The organism is Glaciihabitans arcticus (genome assembly GCF_004310685.1).
Classification (GTDB): Bacteria; Actinomycetota; Actinomycetes; order Actinomycetales; family Microbacteriaceae; genus Conyzicola; species Conyzicola arctica.
In genome coordinates this window covers 1,973,340-1,993,124 of the sequence record NZ_SISG01000001.1, presented here as the reverse complement: position 1 = coordinate 1,993,124, position 19,785 = coordinate 1,973,340, and the positions used below count along the sequence as shown (strand labels likewise).

Genomic DNA, 19,785 nt, shown 5'->3' with positions numbered 1-19,785 from the left:
GGATGGCGCGCACCCTCCAGCCCGCAGATCGGGCCGAGGCATTGGCCGCGCTCAGCGCACACGAGCAGGGACGGCTCGACGCCACTCCTCGCCATAAGCAGGACGACTTCCTTGCCGGGCGACTGCTGTTGCGCCGCCTGGTCACTGAGCTGACTGGTGATGCAGACGTCGAGATCGTGGCCAAGTGTCCCGATTGCGGCGGTCCACACGGTCAGCCCACAGTGCCGGATTCGACGGTGTGGCTCAGCCTCTCGCACGGCGTTGACGCGGTGGTGGCAGCGGCGAGTCTGGAGGGAAGGGTAGGTGTGGATGTCGAACGCCTGGACCAGCCCGAGGCGCTTGAGGCTATCCGTTCGCTCACCGGCGAGGCGACGACGCAGCGCTGGACGCGCGTTGAGGCGATCCTCAAGGCCGACGGACGCGGTCTGCGCGTCGACCCGTCGCAGGTGGTCATCGAGGGCGACACAGGATGGGTGCGCGGCGAGGCGACCCGTTACGCCCTCGAGGAGCGCGAGCTGGCCCCAGGCCTCCGAGCCAGCCTCGCCGCAGAGTTCTAGAGCCGCGGCAGCGCCGTGCCGACCAGCCAGGCGTCGAACAGCGCATCGAGCGGGGTCGCGCTAAACGTGGCCGCCAGGGTGCGGAAGTCGACGGTCGTGGCCGTCGCGAGGTGGTGCTGCGCCGTCCAGGTTCGCAGCAGGTCGAAGAACGACTCGTCGCCGAGCGACAGGCGCAGCGCGTGCAGGGTGAGGGCGCCGCGCTTGTAGACACGGTCGTCGAACATGTCCTTGGGGCCGGGATCGCCGAGCACGAGATCCACCGGCCGCGCGGCCAGCACCCGACGGAACTGCCGCGCGAGGGTATCGGCACTCGGCCCGCCCTTGCGCTCCGACCAGAGCCACTCCGAGTAGCAGGCGAAGCCCTCATTGAGCCAGATGTCCCGCCATTCGGTGAGCCCGACGCTGTTGCCGAACCACTGGTGCGCGAGTTCGTGCGCGACGAGGCGTTCGGCCCCACCGTTGCCGTCCGCGTGGTTCGCCCCAAAGGTCGCGAGTCCCTGGGATTCGAGCGGAATCTCGAGGTCATCCGCCGTCACCACGATCGTGTAGCTGCCGAACGGATACGGCCCGAACAGCTCCTCGAAGGTGGTCATCATCGCGCCGACGGGGGAGAAGTCGGCGAGCACGCGCGCCTGTATCGCGGGCGGGTAGGCGAGCACACCGGGCACCGAGCCGAACTGGGTGGGGGTGCGCTCATAGCGTCCGAGCTGCAGGGTCGCGAGATAGGTGGCGGTCGGCTCGACCTGCACGTAGCGCCAGTGGCCGCGGCCGGCGGCGACGCGGTGGTCTTCGAGCAGGCCGTTGCAGACGACGGTGTAGGCCTGCTCCGTTGCGACCCGGATGTCATAGCTCGCCTTGTCCGCGACGTCATCGTTGCACGGGAACCAGGAGGGCGCGCCCGTGGGCTGAGCCGCGACCAGAACGCCATCCTCGAGTTCTTCCCAACCGACCGGACCCCACGGGCTGGGACGAGGAATCGGGGCACCGGCGTAGTCGATCGTGAGCACAAACGTCGTGTCGGCGGCGATCGGTGCCGCTGGCGTGATGGTCAGCTTGTTGGCGGTCTGCGTGAATCGCACGCTGCGGGACCCCTGCAGCTTCACCTTGCTCACCTGCAGCCGGGAGAGGTCGAGGGTGAGCTTCGACAGCTGCGTGGTGGACGTTGCGGTCACGATCGCTGTGCCGTCGAGGCGGTTGGTGGCGACCTTGTAGCGCAGATCGAGCGCGTACGAGTCGACGCCGTAGCCGATGTTGGGCGGGCCGGGAACGTAGCGGTCGCCGGCGGGCTTCGACGACGTCAAGAGTTCTTCGCGTGGTAGTCCGCGAACGTCACCTCACGCCACGGACCGATCGGGTTGCCGCTCCAGCGGCTGCCGACCGGCACCAGTTCCCCGCGCATGACCAGCGAGGCCGGACCGACCGTGCCGTGCTCGCCGATGCGTGCTGCGGGCAGGATGACGCTGTGCGGCCCGAGTGTTGCGCCTGCATCGAGCGTCACGGTGTCCATGCTCATGATTCGATCATGGAACAGGTGTGTTTGTACAACGCAGCCGCGATTGACTGTGGATCCGTCGCCAAGTCGCGCGAGGTCGGCTTCGGGCAGCCAGTAGGTGTCGCACCACACTCCGCGGCCGATGGATGCGCCGAGGCTGCGCAGCCACACGTTCAGCGCGGGGGTGCCCAGGGCGGCCTGCGCGAACCATGGGGCCGCGACCATCTCGACGAAGGTGTCGGCCACCTCGCTGCGCCAGACGAACGAAGACCAGAGCGGGTGCTCGGCCACGCGGATGCGTCCGACGATGATCCACTTGGCGGCTGTGCTGATGGCTGCGGCGACGGCTCCAGCGCCGAGCATGACCAGTCCGCTGAGCAGGGCCGCGACGATCGCCCCGAAGGTGACGGTCAGCACCCCGAGCGTGAACAGCACGCCGAGTCCGATCGCGCAGGTGACGATGACCGGGATGACGCGCCCCAGCTCCCAGAAAATCCGGGCCGCGCGGAGCCCTGCGTGCGGGCGGAAGGTGCGCCCCTCATCCGCGACGGCGACCGTGCGGCGCAGGCGTACGGCGGGGGAGCCGAGCCACGACGACCCGGCCTTCGACTTCGCGGGTGCCGCCGAGAGCACGGCCACGAGGCCGTCCTTCGGCACGGCGTGACCGCCCGCGGCCATGCCCGAGTTGCCGAGGAAGGCGCGCTTGCCGATGTCGGATCTTCCCAGCCGCAGCCAGCCGCCGCCGAGTTCGTAGCCGCCGATCATGGTGTCGTCGGCGAGAAACGCGCCATCGCGGATGGTGGTGAGGGAGGGGATGAGCAGCACGGTCGAGGCCTCGACGTCACGGCCGACCTTCGCACCGAGCATCCGCAGCCAGACCGGGGTGAACAGGCTCGCGTAGAGCGGGAACAGCACGGTTCGCGAGAGGTCGAGCACACGCTCGGTGCTCCAGACCTGCCAGCCGATGCGGCTGCGCACGGGATACGTTCCCTCGCGCAGGCCGATGCTGAGCAGACGCACGGCGACCACCACGAGTCCGGCAAGCACCACGCCTGCGAGCACCGTGCCGGGAACCAGCGCGCCGAGGGCGCGCCAGAGCACGTCGGAGGCCGTGACCGAATCGCGGATTGCCGCGACTACAACGATGCCGCCGCTCAGCAGCGCGACGACGGGCAGCAGCGAGAGTCCGACCGACGACGCGGCGAACGCGGCGAGCCAGCGGCGACCGCGCGGTGGGCGCTGCTCGGGCCACCAGCCTGTGCTGCGGCCCTGGCGCTGGGCGGGGGAGCCGGCCCAGAGCTGGCCGGCGGGCACGCGCCCGAACACCGCGGAGCCGGGCGCGATCTCGGCATGCTTGCCGACCCGGGTGCCGGGCAGCAGGGTGCTGCGCGCCCCGATCGAGGAGTGCGCGCCGATGCGGATCGCGCCGATGCGGAGGATGTCGCCGTCGATCCAGTAGCCCGAGAGGTCGACCTCGGGTTCGATGGAGGCGCCGTAGCCGACCGTGAGCATGCCGGTGATCGGCGGCAGGGTGTGCAGGTCCACCTCGTGGTCGATCTTCGCGCCGAGCGCGCGGGCGTAGTACGTAATCCATGGCGCACCGGCCAGGCTGACCGCCCCGACCAGTTGGGCCGCCTGCTCGGCCAGCCACAGGCGCAGGTGCACGCTGCCACCGCGCGGGTAGTCGCCCGCGCGCAGTCCGACGAGCAGCACCCGCGCGCAGGCGACCGCGATGGCCATGCGTCCGAGCGGCGTCGCGAACAGCACGAAGCTCGGGATGAGCACCCAGAGGAACACGGTCGGCAGCACGTCGAACCCGCCGAGCGGCACAAGGACCGCGCCCGCGACGAGCAGGTAGACGAGCCAGCGCACACCGCTCAGCACGTAGAGCGGCACACCGAGAATCGTCTGTAGCCACTGCATGCGTCGCGGGGTCGGCGTGACGTGATGGAACTCGCGCGGCTCGGCGTCCTCGGGGCGGATGCGGGCGGCAAGGGCATCCACCATGGCGCCGAGGCGGGGGTGGGTGTAGATCTCGGCGACGGTGAACTCGGGATCGAGTTCGCGGATGCGGGCGACGAGCTGCGCGGCCGCGAGCGAGCTGCCGCCGAGGTCGAAGAAGTTGGCCGAAAGGTCGGTGACCGGGATACCGAGCACCGCCTGCCACTGTTGGGCGAGGCGCTCCGCTGCGGGTTCGAGACCGGATGCCGCGGCCTCGACGCCCTCGAGCGGCCACGGCAGGGCGGCGCGGTCCACCTTGCCCGAGGTGCGCACGGGGAGTTCGTCGATCACGGCGAGCAGGGGAACGAGCGCCGCGGGCAGCTGCTCGCGCAGCTCGACGATCGCGGCCGCCCGGTTGAAGGCGTCCGTCACGGCGAGATAGCCGACGAGCACCTGGTTGCCGGCCTCGGTGGTGCGCACTGCCGCCGCGGCGCCGGAGACGCCGGGGAGGTCCTGCAGTGCGGCCTCGATCTCGCCGAGCTCGATGCGACGCCCACCGACCTTGACCTGGTCGTCGGCGCGGCCCTGGAAGACGAGTCCCTCGGAGTCGAAACGCACGAGGTCGCCGCTACGGTAGGCGCGCGCCCAGCCGAGCTGCTCGTGGGGTGCGTACTTCTCGGCGTCTTTCGCGGGGTCGAGGTAGCGTGCGAGACCGACGCCGCCGATGATCAGCTCGCCTACCTCGCCCTCGGTGACAGGGTTGCCCTCGGCGTCGACGACGGCGAGATCCCAGCCGTCGAGGGGAAGGCCGATGCGCACGGGAGCGGAGCCATCCATCAGGGCGGCACAGGCGACGACGGTAGCTTCGGTCGGGCCGTAGGTGTTCCAGACCTCGCGGCCGTCGACGGCCAGGCGCTCGGCGAGCTCGGGCGGGCAGGCCTCGCCGCCGAAGATGAGCAGGCGCACGTTCTCGAGCGACTCGGCCGGCCAGAGTGATGCGAGGGTCGGCACGGTCGAGACGACCGTGATGCCGCGGGCGGTGAGCCAGGGGCCGAGGTCCATGCCGCTGCGCACGAGGGAACGCGGTGCGGGAACGAGGCACGCCCCGTTGCGCCAGGCCAGCCACATCTCCTCGCAGGAGGCGTCGAAGGCGACCGAGAGGCCGGCGAGCACGCGGTCGGTCGGGCCGAGGGGCTCGGTGGCGAGGAAGAGGCGGGCCTCGGCGTCGACGAAGGCGGCCGCCGAACGGTGGCTCACGGCGACACCCTTGGGGGTACCGGTGGATCCGGAGGTGAAGATGACCCAGGCGTCATCCTCGGGGCGCGGCGGCTGCACGATCGAGTTGGAGGCTGTGCTCGGGTGCGGGGGAGCGCCCGCGAACAGGCCGGAGTCGTCGACGTCGCTGAACACCACGCTGAGGTCCTGGGTGGAGAGGCGGAAGGCGCCGTCGCCCGTGATGACGCCCCGCACGGCCGCCTCGCCGAAAACGAGGTCCGCGCGCTCCTCGGGGTCGTCCGCGTCGACCGGCACGTAGGCGGCGCCCGCGGCCATGATGCCAAGGATCGAGATGTAGAGGTCGCGGGAGCCGGAGGGCATCCGGATGCCCACCCGGTCGCCTCGGCGCACCCCCGCCGCATTCAGGCGAGCGGCGGTGCGGATGACGCGTGCCATGAGTTCGCGGTAGCTCAGGGCACCCGAACCGTCATCCAGCGCCGACGCGTCGGGATGCCGTGCCGTGCTCTCGCGCAGTACGTCGAGCAGGGTGCGGGGCTCGGGCGCTCGGTCGAACGCGCTCAGGATTCCGGTCACGGCAGAAGAATCATCGAGGCAAGCACGACCCCATCATGAGGCGCGCAATCAAACGGGAGGTAAACGCCGATCAGGCTTTGTTCTTGGCGAGCTTCTTGAGGCGCTTCTTCGCGGCCCGCTCGGTGAGGATGGAGAGGTAGTCGCGAACGGGTCGTCCGGCGAGTGCGGTGAACTCCTCGCGCACCACCTCGTCGATCAGTTCGCGCGGGATGTCCTCGTTCTTCTCGACCAGGCGATCCACAACCTGGTGCATGACATCTTCATCGTTCATCTCGGTCGTCATGGTCTGAGCCTGTCCCGGTCATGTGTCTTGCGTCGAAAAACTCGTCGAACTCCCAGTTAGCGCAGTGCCGCCAGCAGCTGTGCCTTGGTCATGCGGGAGTAACCGGTGACTCCGGTTTCGCGAGCGCGGGTGCGGAGAGCGACGACTGTCCACTTGTCGGTGGGTGTGCCGAGCGTGGCGAGGGAGGGGGATTTCGCCGGAGCGGCCTTGGGGGCAGCCTGTGCAGGAGCCTTGGCGGCGGCGGTCTTCGGCGCGACCGGTTTGATGGGAGCCGCGACCTCGGCCTTTTCGGCGGGTGTGGCTGCACGTTCCGGCTGCACCTTTGCAGCCTTCTTCGCCTTCTTGTCCTTGCGCGCCTGCTTCTCGGCGTCCTTCTTGGCCTTCTCCTTGGCGGCCGCGGCATCCTTCTTCGCGCGCTTCTTCGCCTTCTCGGCGGCGGCCTTGGCGGCTTCCTTCGCCTTCTTGACCTCGGCCTTCGCCGCCTTCCTGGCCTTCTCGGCGATCTTGGCGGTCTTCTTCGCGAGCTTGTCGTCCGCGGTCGAATCGCTCTTGCTGCTCTTCTTCGCCTTGCTGGATGCCATGATCTGCCCTTTCGAAGCCATGCCGGTTCGCTAGGGCGATCCTAGCGAGGCCGCCTTCGGCGTTGGTGACTGCGGGATGACGCCCGAGTGAACGCGTGCGCACGATTCGCGCGCAATTGGTGCGTTTCACCACCCCAGTTCACTCCGTGTTCGCCTCGATCCGCGACCATGGGCCCCATGCTGGCGATGACGGGGACACTGAGGATCGATGCGTCGACCTTCGACCGTCGCCTGCGCCGCTATCGGTCGATACCACTCAGCGCCTCGCAGCGCGTGGTGCTCATCCCGCCGATCGGGTCATTCCTCATCGACTGGGACCTCTCCGCAATCCGTCTGCACGTGCGCGCCGGCAGCCAGTGGGAAGCCAACGAGGTCATCGAGCAGCTCAACGAGGAACTGAAGCGGCGTCTGGCCGGTTTGCCCTGCCTCGAGTGGGAGCAATCGGCCTAGCTCACGCCGTGAGGATCTTCACGCGCGTCAGCGCGTAGGCACCATACGCGAACAGGATCGTGATGGCCGCGATCGCGAGCGCGTACAACGCCACCGTGCCGTAGCCGTTCGCCGGATCGAGGAACGGGTACGGCACCCAGCCGTCGGTCGCGCCGCGGATGACCACAACGACGAGCCACACGACCGGGTAGATGAGCATGAGCCACAGCTTCGCGAAAGGCAGCTTCGGTTTGTCGCCGAACAGGATCCAGTCGAGTCCGGCATAGATCGGGATGATGATGTGCAGGATGTCGTTCGACCATTGCAGGTTGAACGAACCCGCGAGGTCCTGGCCGGCGAGAAGCGTGTTGTAGACGATGCCCACGATGACCATTACGACGGCGGCGAGGGCGCGCAGGTAGATGACCCACTGCGGCTGCGTGATGCCCCGCAGGAGGAAATACGCCGAGGCGAGGAACGCGATCGCGGCGATGATGTTGCTCTGGATCGTGAAGAACCCGAAGAAGTTGAACGGGTTGATCGTGGTGAGCGACGACGACTTCAGAAACTGGCCGACGATCGCGACCACGATCGCCCCTCCGGCGAGGATGCGCAGTGCGGCGAACAGGTTCTTCATGGTGGCTCCTCCGACCGGAACCCCAGCAGCCCCGTGCTCGGAAGCCTAGCGGTCAGCCTTCGACGACGAGCCCGAAGTGGTCGGCGAACAAAGGCGCGAGCTCTGCAAGCTGGTCGTGGCTGACCGTCGCACCCTTGAGGCCCGGCAGCCCGACGATGCGCGAGATCTCGGCTCCGCGCAGGTCCACATGAGTCAGGGTGCTGTTGGTGAGATCGAGAGTGCCGATCGTTGTGCCGCCGAACGCCATGCGGGTGATCTTCGAGCCGGAGACATCCAGTTCATCGATGGTGCAGGCGGTGAACAGCACGTCGGCGAGTATCGAGGTGCGCAGGTTCACGAAGCCGAGCTTGCTTCCGGCGACGCTCACCGAGCTGAAGTTCGACTCGTAGAGCTCGGCGGATCCGATGCGGGAGCCGTCGATAGTCACGTCGCGCAGGCTCAGGCGGGCCGCGATGAGAACCGGCGCGTTCAGGCGGGCAATCGCCGTGTCGGTGAGGGTGGCCGCGCGCAGCATCGTCTCGTTGGCCTGCAGCCCGTCGAAGACGCAGCTCTCGAGGGTTATGCCGGTGAGATCGCGTCCCTCGAGGTCTGCTGCCGTGAAGCGCATAGCGTCGAAGCTGTAGTGCGCGCGAAGGACGTCGGTGTCGCCCTCGGGCAGCACGCCGTGATTCAGGGTCGCGATGCGGGGCGGGAGCGTGCTGCTGGGGGAAGGCATCCGTCAATCGTAGGCGCGCGCATGGGCGGTTATCAGCTGCTGCTTTACAGTCTGATCTGGACACATTGTTCAGTGCTGACTGTATAGTCAGCGCATGCTGACCATTGATGCGCGACTCGACGTGATGAACCGACTCGGCCGTGCCCTGGCCGATCCGACACGCAGCCGGATCCTGCTGAGCCTCCTCGAGCAGCCCGGTTACCCCGCCGAACTCGCCCGCGATCTCGAGCTGACCCGCAGCAACGTGTCCAACCATCTCGCGTGCCTCCGGGGATGCGGGATCGTTGCGGCCGTGCCCGAGGGTCGCCAGACGCGGTACGAGATCGCCGACGCGCATCTCGCCCGGTCGTTGGGCGCCTTGGTCGACGTCGTGCTTGCGGTGGACGAGGGCGAAGAGTGCTCGATCGTGGACTGCGAGTGCTGCGCGTGACCCCCGCGCGCAAGCTCGTTCTGCAGAACCGGATCCGCTGGGTGGTTGCGGCGACCATCGCCTACAACGTGATCGAGGCGGTCATCGCGCTGGTCGCGGGTACGGTGGCGTCATCCAGTGCCCTGATCGCCTTTGGCCTTGATTCGATCGTCGAGGTGCTTTCGGCGGCGGCCGTGGCCTGGCAGTTCTCGGCGAGGGATCCGGAGAGTCGCGAGAAGACCGCGCTCAGGGTGATCGCTTTCTCCTTCTTCGCGCTCGCTGCCTACGTTCTCGTCGACACCGCGCTGTCGTTGTTCGGCGGCATCGAGGCCGAGCCCAGCCCGGTGGGCATCGTGCTTGCGGCGGTCAGCCTTGTGATCATGCCGGTGCTCAGCTGGTTCGAGCGTCGTACGGGTCGCGAGTTGGGATCCGCGTCTGCGGTCGCGGACTCGAAGCAGACGCTGCTCTGCGCCTACCTCTCGGCAGCGCTGCTCATCGGGCTGCTGCTGAACTCGCTGCTCGGCTGGGCATGGGCCGATGGAGTCGCAGCCGTCATCATCGCGGGGTGGGCGATCAAGGAGGGCATCGAGGCCTGGCGCGGTGACGCGTGCGCCGTGCCGATCACGGCGCTCACCGGCGAGCGAGAGATCGAGCACGACCACCACCACTAGCGACGGTAGAAAGCCTCCTGGGCGGCCTCGAGCGTCTCGAAGTTTCCGAGACCGCGGCCGAGACGGGTGGTGGCGGTATAGCCCTCGAGGTCGCGCTCCTCGATCATGCCGACGAAGGTGCCTTGGTAGCGGCCGATCCAGACGGCCGGAGCCACAACATCGGTGACGATCCAGTCGAGCTCCTGGCGGTGCGCGGAGGGGGTGGTTGCGGACTCGGGCGTATCCAGCAGGTCAGTCATTTTCTCTCCGAAAGGTGATAGGTGGGCGACGGCAAAATTACCGGAAAGCCGCCGATCCGCCGCATTTGGGAGGGGGGTTGCGGAGTGCATTGCGGCATGACAATATGCCTGCCGTTTTCGATGCGTTTGTATCGCTCTCTAGGCGAACTGCCGCACGGCACGCCAGCCGGGATCGAGCTCGTGCGCCTTCTTCGCAGCGTCGCCGGCGCGGAACCTGTCAATCAGGTCGCGCGAATTCTGGTCTTCGGAATCCGAGTAGAGATGGAAGGTGCGGGCGCCCCGGGTCGACACCATGGCGACGAGAACCGCGCGGCCACCGAGGGTGGCGACGAGCTCATCCTCGTAGCTGCCCACCTCCTCGAGTCCTTCAGGGGTCGGGAGTCCGTCGCTCTGCGCCGCATAGGGCAGGCGGATCTCCGAGTGCAGGTCGAGCAGCGGTCGGTCGATCCATCGCAGGGGCCGGATGACCGACACCAGCACCGGCTTTCCGCGGCGGTCGGTGGCACCCATCACCACCCACTCGCCCTCCGTCTGCCGGGACTCGAGATCGGTGACGATGTCGAGCAGTTCGCCGAGCGGCCTGCTGCCCTCGGGTTCGGTGTCAGTCGGCTCGATGACGCCGAGCCAGCGGGTCACGTCATCCTCACCCAGCAACCAGTCGAGAAAGAGGAACGTGACCTGCGCGCCGCCCTGCCTGCGCATTGCCGGGAACTGCGGGTGGAACACCGTCACGTCGATCTTCTGCGAGTCCTCGTCGACCACCGCGACGACGCGCGCCTCGGCGAAGTCCAGCTGCGCGCCGTCGATGTTGATCGCGGCGTCGAGCACCGACGCGTCACGCCGTCTGGCCGCGGCGAACTCCCACGTCGGATTTGCGGCCGGCGCTCCCCGAAGCCATCGCTCGGCGAGCGGACGAAGTTCGGCGATGCCGCCCGACGTCACGATCAGTGCGTGTTCGGCAACTCGACCTTTGGCGGTCTCCCACTGCAGGCCCGGATCGATCGCCGAGACCATCGCCGCGATGTCGGTAATGAGCTCGCCGTACTCGCCCGTGGGGATGGCCTTGGTGAATCGGCTTTGTCCTTTGGCGTTCCACCACTCCCAGAAGTCGGAGATCGGGTGCGTCGTGGCAGGTTTCTCGCGCTTGCTGAAGAGGCCCATCGCAGAAGTGTGGCACGCGCCACGTGGCCGCGCGAGAATTCTCCTCAGTCGAGCGAGCCGCCCACGAGCGTGAGGTCGACCTCGGTCGCGAGGGTTGCCCGCACGATCGCCGTGACGGCCGCGACCATGTCGGCGATCTCCATCGAGGGGCGGTCGGTTCCCACGGCCTGGTCGGTGCAAAAGGGCACGTGCACAAACCCACCACGCGCTTCGGGATGCCCCGCCTCAAGCTCGTGCATCAACAGGTAGAACAGGTGATTGCAGGTGTAGGTGCCGGCCGTCTGGGAGACCACGGCAGGGATGCCGAGTGCGGATACGGCTGCAACCGCCGCCTTGATGGGCAGCGAGCTGAAGTAGGCGGCCGGGCCGCCGGCGACGATCGGCTCATCGATCGGCTGGAACCCGCTGTTGTCGGGGATGCGCGCGTCATCCACGTTGATCGCCACCCGCTCCACCTGGATGGTCTCGGCGCCGCCCGCCTGCCCGACGCAGATGATCACGTCCGGGCGCGTCTCGCGGATCGCGTTCCGTAGCGCGTCGCCGACCACATCGAAGGCGACGGGCAGTTCGCGGGTGTGGATCACGGCGTCGCCCATCCAGTGCTCGCGCACTTTCTGCACGGTCGTCCATGACGGGTTGGTGGTCTCCCCGCCGAAGGGCTCGAAGCCGGTGAGCAGAACCGAGGTCATGCGGCAACGCTACGCGATGGCTTCGCTCAGCACCGCGAAATCCGCGTCGCTGAATGCGATGAGGGTGACCGCTTCGAGCGGCGATTCGGGATGCGCCTCGAGCCACGCGCGGATCGTGCGCACCGCGACAGCCGAGGCCTCCGCGATCGGGTACCCGTACACGCCGGTCGAGATCGCGGGGAAGGCGATGGACGTGTACCCGGTAGCCAGGTCGAGGCTGTTGCGGTAGCAGGCTGCGAGGAGGTCGGCATCTGTCAGGGCACCCGAGTAGACCGGCCCGACCGCGTGGACGATCTTCTTCGCGCTCGTGATGCCATAGGCGTCGGTCATCTTCGCCTCGCCCGTGTTGGCTCCGCCGAGGGTGCGGCATTCGGCGAGGAGCTCCGGTCCGGCTGCGCGGTGGATCGCACCGTCGACACCGCCGCCGCCGAGAAGGCTCGAGTTGGCGGCGTTGACGATGACGTCGCTCGGGTAGCGGGTGATGTCGCCCTGGTGGGCGATGAGTTGGGTCACGTGGAAACCCCTAACGAGGCAAGCAGCGCGAGTTTCTCCTCCGAGGAACTGCCTGCGTCGGGGTGATAGATGACGAGCATCATGCTGTCGGTGCCGCTCACGAGCAGCTTCTCGCGATTGAGCTGCAGTGCTCCGACGACCGGGTGCTCGAATCGCATCGCGGCGCTCGCGCGGGGTGCCACGTCGTGCCGCGCCCAGAGCTGGCTGAACTGTGGACTGGCGATCGATAGTTCACCGACGAGTTCGATGAATCGCGGGTCGTCGGTGTTGGTGCCGACCGACTGGCGGAATCCGGCGACCAGGTAGCGGATGGCCTGCTCCCAGTCGGGAAAGAAGTCACGCTCCGCCGGGTCGAGGAAGAAGTCGCGAAGTCGGTTGTGGCCGACACCGAAGCGCGGGGAGAGCGCGGTGGCCAGCGGATTGGCGGCGAGTACATCCAGATAACGGCCCTCGACGAAGGCGGGGAAGGGGAGACCGGCGATCAGCGCGACGGTACTCGCGGGTGCGGTCTCCGTGCGGGGACGTCGCACTCGCCGCGGCTTGTCGCTGGCGAGGTCGAGCAGATAGCCGGTGGTGAGCTCGTCGAGCTGCAGCACCCGGGCGATGGACTCGAGAACCTGCGCCGAGGGGTTGCGGTCGCGGCCCTGCTCGAGGCGCAGGTAGTAGTCGGCACTTATCCCGGAAAGCATCGCCACCTCTTCGCGACGCAGCCCGGCCACCCGTCGTACGCCGAGCACCGGAATGCCGGCCCGCTCGGGCGAAACGAGTTCGCGGCGGGCGCGCAGGAATGCACCCAGCGGGTTCGACTCGTCACTCATGTCCTTCACACTAAACCGCCGCGGGCACCACTCCCATGGTCCTGCCACTCCTAGGGTCGACGGGACGCTGGCTCCTCTCTTCACCAGGCGCGAGGGTGGACCCATGACCACACACAACGTTCTTGTCACCGGCGGCTCCGGCTTCATCGCGGGCCACGTCATTCTGCAACTGCTCGAACAGGGCCACGGGGTGCGGGCCACGCTCCGTTCGCGCACGAAGGAGGCGAGCGTGCGCGCCATCCTGGCCGAGTCCGGGATGACGCAGGGCGACAACCTGTCCTTCGTCGAGGCCGACCTGCTGGCGGACGACGGTTGGGCTGCTGCCGTCGAGGGAGTCGACTATGTGCTTCACGTCGCGAGTCCCGTGCTGCCGGGGCGCGTCGAGAACGAGGATGACGTCATCCGCCCCGCCCGCGAGGGAACCCTGCGCGTTCTGCGTGCAGCCCGCGCCGCCGGCGTGAAGCGCCTCGTGCTCACCTCGGCCTTCCACGCGGTGAGCTGGGGGCACGCGCACTCCGACCACATCTTCACCGAGGCCGACTGGACGGTGCTCGACGGCCCCGGCGTCGACGCGTACGGTCGTGCAAAGACTCTTGCCGAGCGTGCCGCCTGGGACCTGGTTGAGGCGGCGGGCGGCATCGAACTCACGACGATGCTGCCGGTCGCGGTTATGGGGCCGGTCATGGGCGCCGACGTCTCAGGCGCCAACCACATCGTGCAGCGGATGCTGAACGGCGGGCTGCCCGCGTTCCCCGACCTGTACATTCCGATCGTCGATGTTCGGGATGTCGCTGCGGCTCACATTGCCGCCATGACGGCGCCCGGGGCCGCGGGCCAGCGCTTCCTCATCTCCAACGGACCGGCCCTCGCGATGAAGCAGATCGGGGCGGGGATCCGTGCCGCCGTCGGGGATGCGGCCGCCAAAGTACCGACGCGTGCCATGCCCTCGCTCGTGATCCGCATCGGCGCGCTGTTCAACCAGGAGTTCCGCGGTACCGTGCCCGACCTCGGCTACTCGAAGAAGACGTCGAACGAGAGGGCGCGCACTGAGCTGGGCTGGACGCCGCGTCCCGCCGAGCAGGCGATCGCGGCCGCCGCACAGAGCATGATCACGAAAGGTCTGGCGGGCTGAGGCGCGGTGCCCCTCCGCAGGAGTTTTCGCCGGACGGCATCCCGAATCGCCTGCTGAGGTGCTCGTCGGCCGAAATCTCCTGCGGAGTCGCAGTGCCTGCGCGGCCGTCGACGAGCCGAGGCGTTAGGTACCCGTCCGATGCGACAGCCGATCGTGCGCAGTCCTGCTTCCAGGCGGGTATCACGGTCCCGCGCGACTAATGCCGCTGGCCCCCGAATCCGCACTCGCCGTTGCCACGCCTCCGCACAGGTCAGACGGTGCGGCCGGCATCCACCCGCGCGGTGAAATCAAGCAGTGCCGCCGCGAGAGCTTCGGGTGCCTCCTGCGCGACGAGGTGGCCCATTCCCTCCAGTCGGACCGCCGTGACCTCGCCCGCGCTCACCGCGCGGAAGGTCTGCTCGGTGAAGGGATAGCTCATGGCGTCGATCGTGAGCACCGGGACATCCAGAGGCTGCTTCTCGGCGAGAGCCTTCACGGCACCGTTGTCTGCGAACAGGGACTGGTAGAGCCCCGCCGTTCCGCGCCATCCATTCGGGCGAGCGTAGACGCGGGCGAACTCGTCGAGGTCCGCGTCACTGATCGCACCTTCGGTCGCGGACATCATCGGGATGGCCCAGCCGGCGAGCAGGTCGCGTTCGTGCCCGGCGAGCAACAGCTCCGGGATGCCCGGCGCTCCAAGGAACCCGACGTGCCAGGATCCGCCGTGGTTGACGTCGGCCAGCGACTCGAGCCCGAAGCCGGGCAGGGTTGATTCGATGGCGGTGAGGCTGAGGACGTCATCCCGATGTGTGGCAGCGAAACGGAAGCCGACCCCGCCGCTGATGTCCTGCGTCAGCAGGTGTACGGCACCCAGCCCGAGGTGGCTGACGAGGTGCGCGAGATCCTCGGCCGAGGTGGCCTCATCGTAGCTGCCGTCTCCGCTGCCGGAATCGCCGAATCCGCGAAGGTCGACGGCGATCACCCGATGCGTCGCGGCCAGCATCGGGATGAGCGAGCGGAACGCCCACCAGCTTTCGGGCCAGCCGTGCACAAGAAGGATGGGTGAACCGGAATCGCCGGCGGTCACGTAGTGCAGCTGGGTGTCGTTGATCTCGACGCGATGGTGGATGACGCCGGAGATGGTGGCGCCGAGGGGGCTGACGATGGTCATAAAGCTCCTTTATTGGACAACTAGGTTGTCCAGTAACAATAGACAACACGGTTGTCTAAGTCAAGGAGCGGCCTACACTTGACCCATGTCTCGATCCGGCGCCGATCTCGCCCTGCTGATGCTCTCCGGCTTCCGTACGATGGCGGATCGAGCGACCGTCGAGTTGGCGAATCGCGGCTACGAAGATGTGCGAACGGTGCACGATTTCGCGCTAAGCGCGATCATGACCGGCGCCGACAGCGCATCAGAACTCGGGCGCCGCATGGCCGTGAGCAAGCAGGCCGCGGCCAAGACCATTGCGGCACTCGAGGAGCGGGGGTACGTCTCTCGCGAACCCGACGATTCCGATAGGCGCCGCGTGCGAATTCAGGTCACCGCGCGTGGGTTGGCGATGCGCGCTGAGGGGGAGGCGATCTTCGATGAGATGCGTGCGCAGTGGGAAACCCAGGTCGGCGTGAAGGCTCTCGCTGATCTCGAGACAACCCTGCGCCAGCTCGTGGGAGACGCAGCCATCAGGCTCGACGAGCCCGGTTCGGACGCGCGCGACGCCGAGTGACTTGCCATTCCGGCAACACCGCTGGTGGTTCGGGATGCCCCTGCCGCAAGCTGGCCGCATGACTCACGCCCACGACCCCTTCGACCGCGCCTACTGGGAAGAACGCTACGGCGCCCCCGGCCTCACGTGGACCGGTAAGCCCAACGCCGTGCTCGTTGATGAGGCGACCTCCCTGAAGCCCGGACGAGCCCTCGACATCGGAAGCGGCGAGGGCGGCGACGCCCTCTGGCTCGCCGGCCTCGGTTGGGCGGTCACGGGCGTCGACATCTCCCAGAACGCACTCGACAAGGCACGAGGCCGGGCAGAGGAAGTCGGCCTCGCCGTGACCTGGGAGCAGCACGATCTCACGGAGTGGACTCCCGAGCCGCAGACCTTCGACCTGGTGACCGCGCACTTTATGCACCTCGCGGATCCAGCTCGGAGCGTGCTGTTCCGGGCGCTCGCCGCGGCTGTTGCGCCGGGCGGCACCCTGCTCATCGTCGGGCACGATGTGACCGGGCACGATGAGCACCGCGACCACATGGCCCACCTGATGTTCGGCGTCGACGACGTGCTCGCAGCGATCGATGGCGAGGGGTTGCGGGTCCACGTCGCCGAATCGCGAGCCCGCCGTGAGGGCGAGTTGCGCGACATCGTTGTGCGGGCGACCCGCTGACGCTTGACAGGCAAGCACACACTTGCCTATTGTGAACGCCATGGGTGATGTCTTCAAGGCGCTCGCCGATTCGACCCGGCGCACGATTCTCGATGAACTCGCCGAGAAAGACGGCCAGTCGCTGTTCGAGATCTGCACGCGCCTGGTCATGCGTCACAACAGCACCCTGACCCGGCAGGCGATCTCGCAGCACCTGGCTGTGCTCGAAGACGCCGACCTGGTGCGGAGCGAACGTCAGGGCCGCACAAAGATCCACCATCTGAATACCGAACCGCTGCGTTCGATCGCCGAGCGCTGGCCCAGCTAGGAGAAGATCATGATCAGAATCAATGTCACCAGCGTGTGGGTCGACGACCAGTCGAAGGCGCTGGCGTTCTACACCGAGAAGCTCGGCTTCGTCGTCAAGAACGACATCCCGCTGGGCACCCACCGCTGGCTCACGGTCGTCGGTGCGGGTGAGCCGGACGGCGTCGAGCTGCTGCTCGAGCCTGACGAGCATCCCGCATCGAAAGCTGCGAAGAAGGCGTTCGTCGAGGACGGCGTGCCCTTCACGTCCTTTGCTGTGGATGACGTCACCGTCGCCCACAAGGACCTCGTCGCCAAGGGCGTGCGGTTCACTCAGCCGCCCACCAACATGGGCCCGGTCACCACAGCCGTGCTTGACGACACCTGTGGCAACCTGATCCAGTTGGCGAGCATGAACTAGCGGACCGATCTGCGCTCGTAGAGCACCATCGACCAGACGTAGCCGGCGATAGTCAGTAACACGGCCCAGCCGACCGCGAACAGGACGCTCGAGCCGAGGTCCGTGCCGAGCAGCAGCCCGCGCACGCTCTCGATGAACGGCGTGAAGGGCTGGTACTCGGCGAACCACTGCAGGCCACCCGGCATCGAAGCCGTCGGCACAAAGCCGCTGCCGAGCAGGGGCAGGATCGTGAGGATCAGCGGCAGGTTGCTCGCCGTCTCAACGGTCTTCGCCTGCATGCCCATGGCGACGCCGATCCAGCTGACCGCGAACGAGATCAGAGCGAGCACGCCGAGCGCTGCCAGCCAGTCGATCGGTGACGCCGTGGGCCGGAAGCCGATCAGCAGCCCGACGCCCAGCACGAGGGCGACCGCGATGATCGCCTGGATGGTGTTGCCGAGCACGTGCCCGGCCAGCACCGACGCGCGCGAGATTGCCATGGTGCGGAACCGCGCCGTGATCCCCTCCGTCATGTCCATGGCGACGGTGATGGCCGCGCCGGCAGCGGTGCCCGCGATGGTGATCATCAGGATGCCGGGCATCACGTAGGCGAGGTAGGCATCCCGACCGCCGGCCGGGTCGACGCCGGGCAGCCCGGCGCCGAGGGTGCCGCCGAACACGAAGACGGTCAGCAGCAGCACCACGACCGGTCCGAGAATGGTGAACAGCGACAGCCCGGGATACCGGATCACGTGCAGCAGGTTGCGGTTCAGCATCGTGACGGCGTCGGCGATCACGTGCGAGCGGGTGGGTAGGGCGATGGTGGTCATGAGTTCGTTCCCTTCGTGTCAGATCCGGTCAGGGCGAAGAAGACGTCGTCCAGGTCGGGGGTGTGGATGCTCAGGTCGTCGACATCCAAACGGGCGGCAGCGAGGCGGTCCAGTACGGAACGCAGCGCCTCCACCCCGCCGTCGCTCGGCACGCTGAGCGTGAGTGACGCGTCATCACGGGTCGAGCCGTCGAGCAGGTCGGCTGCGGTGGCGAGGGCCGCGGCATCCGCGAATTGCAGCTGGATGTGCCCACCGGGCACAAGGCGCTTGAGTTCTGCGGGTGTGCCCTCGGCGACGATGCGGCCGCCGTCGAGCACGGCGATGCGGTCGGCGAGCTGGTCGGCCTCCTCGAGTTGCTGCGTGGTGAGGAGCACGGTTGTGCCGTCGGCGACGAGGCCGCGCACGATGTCCCACATGGTGTGCCGGCTGCGCGGGTCGAGGCCCGTCGTCGGCTCATCGAGGAAGATCACGCTGGGCGTGGATACCAGGGTCATGGCGAGGTCGAGGCGCCGCTGCATCCCGCCGGAATAGGTGGCGAGAGGTTTGCGGGCGGCTTCGACCAGGTCGAATTGTTCGAGCAGCTCGGCGACCCGCGCCTTCGAGCCTTTCGCGCCGAGGTGGCGCAGCCGGGCCATGAGCAACAGGTTCTCTTCGCCGGTGAGCAGGGTGTCGACCGCAGAGAACTGGCCGGTGAGGCCGATCGCGGCGCGAACGGCGCCCGGTTCACGCACGACGTCGAAGCCGTTGACGCGCGCGGTGCCGTCGTCTGGTCGTACGAGCGTGCTGAGGATGTTGACGGTGGTCGTCTTGCCTGCGCCGTTCGGGCCGAGCAGGGCGGTGACCGTACCGGCTCGCACCGTGAGGTCGACGCCGTCAAGCACGGTCTTCGTGCCGTAGGACTTGCGGAGGCTCTGTACCTCGATCATGAGTTCTTCCTTTCCAGGGTCGTTGAGCGCGTGACGGTGATGTCGCCGAACTCCGTGCGCGCTCGCACAGAGACGGCTTCCTCCGAGTCGCCGGGTGCGGCGTCACCGGAGAGCTCATTGCGCACCCGGCCTTCCTTGGAGGAGAGGTCGAGCCAGGTGGGGACGCCTTCGAGCACCCCGATGGTGATGGCGCCGAATCCGCTCTCGAGCTGCAGGGAGCCGGCCGAGGCCTCGCGCACCTGGATGCTGCCGAACGCGGTTTTCGCGGCGACGCCCGCATGGGCGGTTCCGATCTCGAGGTCGCCGTACGAGAGCTTCGCCTCGACGTCACCGCCGGACTCGCCGATCGAGATCGAGCCGTGCGAGGCCTTGAGCACCGCGTCGCCGCTGACCGAGCGGATGCGGATCGCTCCGTGGTCGGCGGTCACCTCGGCGCTGCCGTTGGCCGTTCCAATGTCGGCCGTGCCGTGGCCGGCGCGCACCCAGAGGTCGCCGGTGCTCTCGAGATCGACAGCGCCGGTTGACGCCTTGATGCGGGTCGCGCCGAGACGGCCGCGGGAGCGCACCCAGCCGACCGCGATCTCCGCGGTCAGGCGGGAGTCGAACGGCAACTCGATGGTGAGATCGATCGACTCGGTGGGGCCGATCCAGCTGAGGCGAGGCTTGGGGCCGTGCACGGTGAGGCGCTCGCCGTCGAACTCGATACGCGTCTCGTTCGCCCCGCGCACGTCGACCGGCTTGTCCGGGTTGGTCGGTGTAGCGATGACGACGGTATCGGTGCGGTCGCTGGCGGTGACGGTGATCGCCCCGACCGGCAGGTTGATGGCGAGGTCGATGGGGGTTGGTGTTTCGAATCTGGGCATGGCGAAGCATTCCTTTCTATGAACGTGAGTTGTGGAGGAGGGGA

General features: G+C 67.9%; 24 protein-coding genes. 9 read left to right on the top strand and 15 right to left on the bottom strand.

The window, feature by feature from the left end; genetic code table 11:
- Positions 1 to 2: 2 nt before the first annotated feature.
- Entirely contained in the window at positions 3 to 557 is a 555-nt protein-coding gene (locus EYE40_RS09720; RefSeq protein WP_130981752.1) for a 4'-phosphopantetheinyl transferase family protein, read from the top strand.
- Here EYE40_RS09720 and EYE40_RS09715 read toward each other — a convergent pair.
- The 4 genes from EYE40_RS09715 to EYE40_RS09700 all read right to left on the bottom strand — a co-directional run bounded on the left by EYE40_RS09715 (position 554) and on the right by EYE40_RS09700 (position 6,684).
- Entirely contained in the window at positions 554 to 1,858 is a 1,305-nt protein-coding gene (locus tag EYE40_RS09715) for a M1 family metallopeptidase (protein WP_130981751.1), read from the bottom strand. The two genes, EYE40_RS09720 and EYE40_RS09715, sit on opposite strands and share 4 nt — an antisense overlap.
- Entirely contained in the window at positions 1,855 to 5,799 is a 3,945-nt protein-coding gene (locus EYE40_RS09710) for a Pls/PosA family non-ribosomal peptide synthetase (RefSeq protein ID WP_130981750.1), read from the bottom strand. Before EYE40_RS09710 ends, EYE40_RS09715 begins: the two co-directional genes overlap by 4 nt.
- A gap of 70 nt (positions 5,800 to 5,869) precedes the next feature.
- Complete coding sequence (locus EYE40_RS09705) at positions 5,870 to 6,082, bottom strand: three-helix bundle dimerization domain-containing protein (RefSeq protein WP_130981749.1); 213 nt, start codon at positions 6,080 to 6,082, stop codon at positions 5,870 to 5,872.
- Positions 6,083 to 6,138: 56 nt separating this feature from the next.
- Entirely contained in the window at positions 6,139 to 6,684 is a 546-nt protein-coding gene (locus EYE40_RS09700) for a hypothetical protein (protein ID WP_193554500.1), read from the bottom strand.
- 156 nt (positions 6,685 to 6,840) lie between these two features.
- Between EYE40_RS09700 and EYE40_RS09695 the strand changes: the two genes are divergently transcribed.
- Positions 6,841 to 7,113 carry a hypothetical protein gene (locus tag EYE40_RS09695; RefSeq protein ID WP_130981748.1) on the top strand — a complete coding sequence of 91 codons (273 nt, stop codon included), beginning with the start codon at positions 6,841 to 6,843 and terminating at the stop codon, positions 7,111 to 7,113.
- Between the two features lies 1 nt (position 7,114).
- Here EYE40_RS09695 and EYE40_RS09690 read toward each other — a convergent pair whose 3' ends face one another.
- Both EYE40_RS09690 and EYE40_RS09685 read right to left on the bottom strand, forming a co-directional pair.
- Positions 7,115 to 7,729 (bottom strand): Pr6Pr family membrane protein, encoded by a 615-nt coding sequence (locus tag EYE40_RS09690; protein ID WP_130981747.1) that lies wholly within the window; start codon positions 7,727 to 7,729, stop codon positions 7,115 to 7,117.
- Positions 7,730 to 7,781: 52 nt separating this feature from the next.
- The gene (locus EYE40_RS09685) at positions 7,782 to 8,444 is read right to left on the bottom strand and encodes a pentapeptide repeat-containing protein (protein ID WP_130981746.1); all 663 of its coding nucleotides are present in this window, start codon (positions 8,442 to 8,444) and stop codon (positions 7,782 to 7,784) included.
- Positions 8,445 to 8,538: 94 nt separating this feature from the next.
- Between EYE40_RS09685 and cmtR the strand changes: the two genes are divergently transcribed.
- Both cmtR and EYE40_RS09675 read left to right on the top strand, forming a co-directional pair.
- Positions 8,539 to 8,874, top strand: coding sequence for a Cd(II)/Pb(II)-sensing metalloregulatory transcriptional regulator CmtR (cmtR, locus tag EYE40_RS09680; RefSeq protein ID WP_130981745.1), 336 nt, complete (start codon positions 8,539 to 8,541; stop codon positions 8,872 to 8,874).
- Complete coding sequence (locus EYE40_RS09675; protein ID WP_240034780.1) at positions 8,841 to 9,524, top strand: cation diffusion facilitator family transporter; 684 nt, start codon at positions 8,841 to 8,843, stop codon at positions 9,522 to 9,524. The genes cmtR and EYE40_RS09675 overlap by 34 nt, the downstream gene beginning before the upstream one ends.
- Here EYE40_RS09675 and EYE40_RS09670 read toward each other — a convergent pair.
- From EYE40_RS09670 to EYE40_RS09650, 5 genes are all read right to left on the bottom strand, one after another.
- The gene (locus EYE40_RS09670) at positions 9,521 to 9,763 is read right to left on the bottom strand and encodes a hypothetical protein (RefSeq protein ID WP_130981744.1); all 243 of its coding nucleotides are present in this window, start codon (positions 9,761 to 9,763) and stop codon (positions 9,521 to 9,523) included. The two genes, EYE40_RS09675 and EYE40_RS09670, sit on opposite strands and share 4 nt — an antisense overlap.
- A 138-nt stretch (positions 9,764 to 9,901) precedes the next feature.
- Positions 9,902 to 10,924 (bottom strand): DUF695 domain-containing protein, encoded by a 1,023-nt coding sequence (locus tag EYE40_RS09665; RefSeq protein WP_130981743.1) that lies wholly within the window; start codon positions 10,922 to 10,924, stop codon positions 9,902 to 9,904.
- Positions 10,925 to 10,968: 44 nt separating this feature from the next.
- The gene (gene pcp / locus EYE40_RS09660) at positions 10,969 to 11,613 is read right to left on the bottom strand and encodes a pyroglutamyl-peptidase I (protein WP_130981742.1); all 645 of its coding nucleotides are present in this window, start codon (positions 11,611 to 11,613) and stop codon (positions 10,969 to 10,971) included.
- 9 nt (positions 11,614 to 11,622) lie between these two features.
- A complete protein-coding gene (locus EYE40_RS09655) occupies positions 11,623 to 12,126 on the bottom strand; it encodes a macro domain-containing protein (RefSeq protein WP_130981741.1) in 504 nt (167 codons plus the stop codon).
- Positions 12,123 to 12,944, bottom strand: a complete 822-nt coding sequence (locus tag EYE40_RS09650) for a helix-turn-helix domain-containing protein (protein ID WP_130981740.1) — start codon at positions 12,942 to 12,944, stop codon at positions 12,123 to 12,125. The genes EYE40_RS09655 and EYE40_RS09650 overlap by 4 nt, the downstream gene beginning before the upstream one ends.
- A 103-nt stretch (positions 12,945 to 13,047) precedes the next feature.
- Between EYE40_RS09650 and EYE40_RS09645 the strand changes: the two genes are divergently transcribed.
- Positions 13,048 to 14,076: an SDR family oxidoreductase gene (locus EYE40_RS09645; RefSeq protein WP_130981739.1), complete on the top strand. Its 1,029-nt coding sequence runs from the start codon at positions 13,048 to 13,050 to the stop codon at positions 14,074 to 14,076.
- A 250-nt stretch (positions 14,077 to 14,326) separates the two neighbouring features.
- Here the strand turns inward: EYE40_RS09645 and EYE40_RS09640 are convergent, their stop codons facing one another.
- On the bottom strand, positions 14,327 to 15,226 hold the full coding sequence (locus EYE40_RS09640; RefSeq protein ID WP_130981738.1) for an alpha/beta fold hydrolase: 900 nt from the start codon (positions 15,224 to 15,226) through the stop codon (positions 14,327 to 14,329).
- Positions 15,227 to 15,311: 85 nt separating this feature from the next.
- Here EYE40_RS09640 and EYE40_RS09635 point away from each other — a divergent pair, with 85 nt between their 5' ends.
- From EYE40_RS09635 to EYE40_RS09620, 4 genes are read left to right on the top strand one after another with little or no spacing between them, the layout of a single operon-like run.
- Positions 15,312 to 15,782, top strand: coding sequence for a MarR family winged helix-turn-helix transcriptional regulator (locus EYE40_RS09635; RefSeq protein WP_130981737.1), 471 nt, complete (start codon positions 15,312 to 15,314; stop codon positions 15,780 to 15,782).
- Between the two features lie 58 nt (positions 15,783 to 15,840).
- The gene (locus EYE40_RS09630) at positions 15,841 to 16,437 is read left to right on the top strand and encodes a class I SAM-dependent methyltransferase (RefSeq protein ID WP_161972374.1); all 597 of its coding nucleotides are present in this window, start codon (positions 15,841 to 15,843) and stop codon (positions 16,435 to 16,437) included.
- 40 nt (positions 16,438 to 16,477) lie between these two features.
- Positions 16,478 to 16,744: an ArsR/SmtB family transcription factor gene (locus tag EYE40_RS09625; protein WP_130981735.1), complete on the top strand. Its 267-nt coding sequence runs from the start codon at positions 16,478 to 16,480 to the stop codon at positions 16,742 to 16,744.
- A gap of 9 nt (positions 16,745 to 16,753) precedes the next feature.
- Positions 16,754 to 17,143, top strand: coding sequence for a VOC family protein (locus EYE40_RS09620; protein WP_161972373.1), 390 nt, complete (start codon positions 16,754 to 16,756; stop codon positions 17,141 to 17,143).
- On the opposite strand, the gene EYE40_RS09615 is transcribed toward EYE40_RS09620, so the two are convergent.
- From EYE40_RS09615 to EYE40_RS09605, 3 genes are read right to left on the bottom strand one after another with little or no spacing between them, the layout of a single operon-like run.
- Positions 17,140 to 17,952: an ABC transporter permease gene (locus EYE40_RS09615; protein WP_130981734.1), complete on the bottom strand. Its 813-nt coding sequence runs from the start codon at positions 17,950 to 17,952 to the stop codon at positions 17,140 to 17,142. The two genes, EYE40_RS09620 and EYE40_RS09615, sit on opposite strands and share 4 nt — an antisense overlap.
- A complete protein-coding gene (locus EYE40_RS09610; RefSeq protein WP_130981733.1) occupies positions 17,949 to 18,878 on the bottom strand; it encodes an ATP-binding cassette domain-containing protein in 930 nt (309 codons plus the stop codon). Before EYE40_RS09610 ends, EYE40_RS09615 begins: the two co-directional genes overlap by 4 nt.
- Positions 18,875 to 19,741 carry a DUF4097 family beta strand repeat-containing protein gene (locus tag EYE40_RS09605; protein WP_130981732.1) on the bottom strand — a complete coding sequence of 289 codons (867 nt, stop codon included), beginning with the start codon at positions 19,739 to 19,741 and terminating at the stop codon, positions 18,875 to 18,877. The genes EYE40_RS09610 and EYE40_RS09605 overlap by 4 nt, the downstream gene beginning before the upstream one ends.
- Positions 19,742 to 19,785 lie beyond the last annotated feature (44 nt).